Genomic DNA, 3,934 nt, shown 5'->3' on the forward strand with positions numbered 1-3,934 from the left:
CCGCACGGTCAGCCCACCCCGCACGGTCAGCTCGCCCCGCACGGGCGGAACGCAGCGTCCGGACCCACCGCCCCCGGCGAGACCACGCACCGCGACGTCACCCCCTGGCCCGTCGCCCGTGCCCTCGCCGCGCGGGCCGTGCCCCGGGGCGGAGGCGAGACCGTCGCCGTCCCCTTGGACAAGGCCCTCGGCCTGACCCTGGCCGCCCCGCTCACCGCCCTCACCGACCTGCCGTCCTTCGACACCTCCGCGATGGACGGGTGGGCCGTCGCGGGACCCGGCCCCTGGGTCGTACGGGCCGACGGGATCCTCGCCGGGCACGACCGTCCGGAACCGCTGGGGGACGGCGAGGCGGTCCGGATCGCGACCGGCGCCCGCATCCCGCAGGACGCCACCGCGGTCCTGCGCAGCGAGCACGGCCGCCTCGACGACAAGGGCGGGCTGCACGCGCAGCGCGAGGTGGTGACGGGCCAGGACATCCGACCGCGCGGCCAGGAGTGCCGTTCCGGAGACCATCTCCTGCCGCCCGGAGCCCTTGTCACGCCCGCCGTGCTCGGCCTCGCCGCGGCCGCGGGCTACGACACGCTCACCGCCGTATGCCGACCGCGTGCCGAAGTCCTCGTACTGGGCGACGAGTTGCTTGCCGAGGGGTTGCCCCGCGAGGGCCTGATCCGGGACGCGCTCGGCCCGATGCTGCCGCCCTGGCTGCGCGCGCTCGGCGCCGAGGTCACCGGCGTGCGGCGGCTCGGCGACGACGCGGAGGCGCTCCACGAGGCTCTGACGACGTCCACGGCCGACGTGATCGTGACGACGGGCGGTACGGCCGCGGGCCCCGTCGACCACGTCCACCCCACGCTGCGCCGCATCGGCGCCGAACTGCTCGTGGACGGCGTGGCCGTGCGCCCCGGGCACCCGATGCTGCTGGCCCGCCTCCGGCCGGGACAGCACCTCGTCGGGCTGCCGGGCAACCCACTCGCCGCCCTCTCCGGTCTGGTCACGCTGGCCGAGCCCCTGCTGCGTACGCTCACCGGACGCGCGTCGGCGTCCGCGTCCGCATCCGAGGCCATGTCCGCGCCCACCGCTACCGGTGAACCTCCGCCGCACGTCGCGTACACCGCCCCCGTCCGCGATGACGTGCAAGGACATCCGTACGACACCCGCCTCGTGCCCGTCACCCTGCGAGGTGAGTACGCCGTGCCGCTGCGCTTCAACGGACCCGCGATGCTGCGTGGCATCGCGGCGGCGGACGGGCTCGCGGTCGTACCGACCGGTGGCGCGCGCAAGGGGCAGGAGCTGGAGATCATCGACCTTCCCTGGGCCCTCAGCGATTCCTGGGCCGTGAGCGATCCCTGGCCCCTGCGCGACGGCGGGGAGTGTTTCACGTGAAACTTCCCGGCAACGACGCCATCGCCCGCCAACCCGAAGAGCACCACACGACCCACCGGATCAAGCTGCCCCAGCGGGTGGTCGAACGGCCGTTGCGCCAGGTCACCAGGCGTCTGGTGATGGCCCTGCTGGTGCTCGCCCTGACGACGTTCATAGTCTGGATCGATCGCAGCGGCTACAACGACAACTCCGACAAGCAGGTCGACTTCCTCGACGCCGCGTACTACGCCACGGTGACGCTCTCCACCACGGGCTACGGCGACATCGTCCCGTACAGCGACAGCGCCCGGCTCACCAACATCCTCCTGATCACGCCGTTGCGCGTGCTCTTCCTGATCATCCTGGTCGGCACGACCCTCGAAGTGCTCACGGAACGGACGCGCGAGGAATGGCGTCTGTCCCGCTGGAGGTCCAACTTGCGTGAACACACTGTCGTCGTCGGCTTCGGGACGAAAGGCCGCTCGGCGATCCAGACCGTCTGCGCGACCGGCTTGAAGCCGGAGCAGATCGTGGTCGTCGACCCCAGTTCGAAGGTCGTCGACGCGGCCACGGCCGAGGGTTACGCGGGTGTCGTCGGCGACGCGACGCGCAGCGATGTGCTGCTCCGCGCGGAGGTGCAGCGGGCCCGGCAGATCATCATCGCGACGCAGCGCGACGACACGGCGGTGCTCGTCGCGCTCACCGCGCGGCAGCTGAACCGCGGGGCGAAGATCGTCGCCGCGGTGCGCGAGGAGGAGAACGCGCCGCTGCTGCGGCAGTCCGGCGCCGACGCGGTGATCACCAGCGCCAGCGCGGCGGGGCGGCTGCTCGGGCTCTCCGTGCTGAGCCCGAGTGCGGGCATGGTCATGGAGGACCTCATCCAGCAGGGTTCGGGGCTCGATCTCGTCGAGCGGCCGGTGATAAAGGCCGAGGTGGGGCGGGGGGTCCGGGAGACGGAGGACCTGGTGGTGAGTGTCGTACGCGGGCATCGGGTGCTGGGGTACGACGATCCTGCCGTCGGGAAGCTGCAGTTGACGGATCGGCTGATCACGATTGTTCGGGTTTCGCCGGGGTCGGTGGTGGCGCCTGACGCTCGGCCGTTGCCTCCGGCGGGGTGAGCGGATTCCACTGCCGTTCGGGGTTCTCCTGCCGTTCGGGGTTCTCCTGCCGTGCGGGTTTGTTGGGGCTGGGCGCGCAGTTCCCCGCGCCCCTTCGGGGCGCCTCAGTGCCCGGCGCCTCTGGCGGGGCGCCTCAGTGCCCGGCGCCTCTGACGGGGCGCCTCAGTTGAGGGGGCGGGAGTAGCCTCGGGATCATGTATGCGATCACGATCCCCGAACCCGGCGGCCCTGAAGCGCTCGTGTGGGCCGAGGTGCCCGATCCCGTGCCCGGCGAGGGCGAGGTGCTGGTCGAGGTGGTGGCCAGCGCCGTGAACCGCGCCGATCTGCTCCAGCGGCAGGGCTTCTACAACCCGCCGCCCGGCGCGTCCCCCTACCCCGGCCTGGAGTGCGCGGGCCGCATCACCGCGCTCGGCCCCGGCGTCTCCGGCTGGGCGGTCGGCGACGAGGTGTGCGCCCTGCTCTCCGGCGGTGGCTACGCCGAGCAGGTCGTCGTCCCCGCCGGGCAGCTGTTCCCCGTGCCCGACGGCGTGGACCTCGTGACGGCGGCCGCGCTGCCCGAGGTGACCTCGACCGTCTGGTCCAACGTCTTCATGATCGCCCACCTGCGGCCCGGCGAGACGCTGCTCGCGCACGGCGGTTCGAGCGGCATCGGCACCATGGCGATCCAGCTGGCCAAGGCGGTCGGCGCGAAGGTCGCCGTCACGGCGGGCAGCAAGGAGAAGCTGGCGTTCTGCGGGGAGCTGGGCGCCGACATCCTCATCAACTACCGCGAGCAGGACTTCGTCGAGGAGATCGAGCGGGCCACCGGCGGGGCCGGCGCGGACGTCATCCTCGACAACATGGGCGCGAAGTACCTGGACCGGAACGTACGCTCCCTCGCGGTCAACGGCCGTCTCGCGATCATCGGCATGCAGGGCGGCGTCAAGGGCGAGCTGGACATCGCCACGCTCCTCGGCAAGCGCGCCGCCGTCACCGCCACCTCGCTGCGGGCCCGTCCCGGCGCCGAGAAGGCCTCGATCGTCGCCGCGGTGCGGGAGCATGTCTGGCCGCTGATCGGTGCGGGGCAGGTGCGGCCGATCGTCGACCGGACCGTGCCTATGCGGGATGCGGGAGTGGCGCATCGGGTGCTTGAGGAGAGTGGGCATATCGGGAAGGTGCTGCTTACGCGGTAGCGGTTGGCGGTCAGCGGTACGTCGGGTGGCCCCGGGGCAGTGGTCCGCTGCGGGTCCGTTGTGGCTGGGCGCGCAGTTCCCCGCGCCCCTTCGGGGCGCTCCTCCTTCGGGTGCGGTCAAAGTGCCGGGAATGTCTCGTCATGTGACGCTGAGCACTGGCGTGATGATCCGCTTGACCTTGGGCGACCCGATGGCGGGAGGTGGCCGGCGCGGTGGTTGTGGCATGGGTGACGCTTCGTGTGACCGTCGTGGCCCTCGTGGCGACGACGCTGCTCACCG

General features: G+C 72.3%; 3 protein-coding genes. All 3 read left to right on the top strand.

What is annotated here, in order from left to right:
* On the top strand, positions 1-1,386 hold a 1,386-nt coding region (locus GKQ77_RS29265), incomplete at its 5' end, for a molybdopterin molybdotransferase MoeA (protein WP_219692110.1).
* The gene (locus GKQ77_RS29270; protein ID WP_219692111.1) at positions 1,374-2,483 is read left to right on the top strand and encodes a potassium channel family protein; all 1,110 of its coding nucleotides are present in this window, start codon (positions 1,374-1,376) and stop codon (positions 2,481-2,483) included. The genes GKQ77_RS29265 and GKQ77_RS29270, both read left to right, overlap by 13 nt.
* 194 nt (positions 2,484-2,677) lie before the next feature.
* Positions 2,678-3,655, top strand: a complete 978-nt coding sequence (locus tag GKQ77_RS29275) for an NAD(P)H-quinone oxidoreductase (RefSeq protein ID WP_219692113.1) — start codon at positions 2,678-2,680, stop codon at positions 3,653-3,655.
* The last annotated feature ends 279 nt before the right edge of the window (positions 3,656-3,934 follow it).

The organism is Streptomyces anatolicus (genome assembly GCF_019400875.1).
Taxonomy (GTDB): Bacteria; Actinomycetota; Actinomycetes; order Streptomycetales; family Streptomycetaceae; genus Streptomyces; species Streptomyces anatolicus.

Coding starts and splice junctions, on each gene's coding strand:
- GKQ77_RS29275 (WP_219692113.1), top strand. CDS start 2,678: ATGTATGCGATCACGATCCCCGAACCCGGCGGCCCTGAAGCGCTCGTG.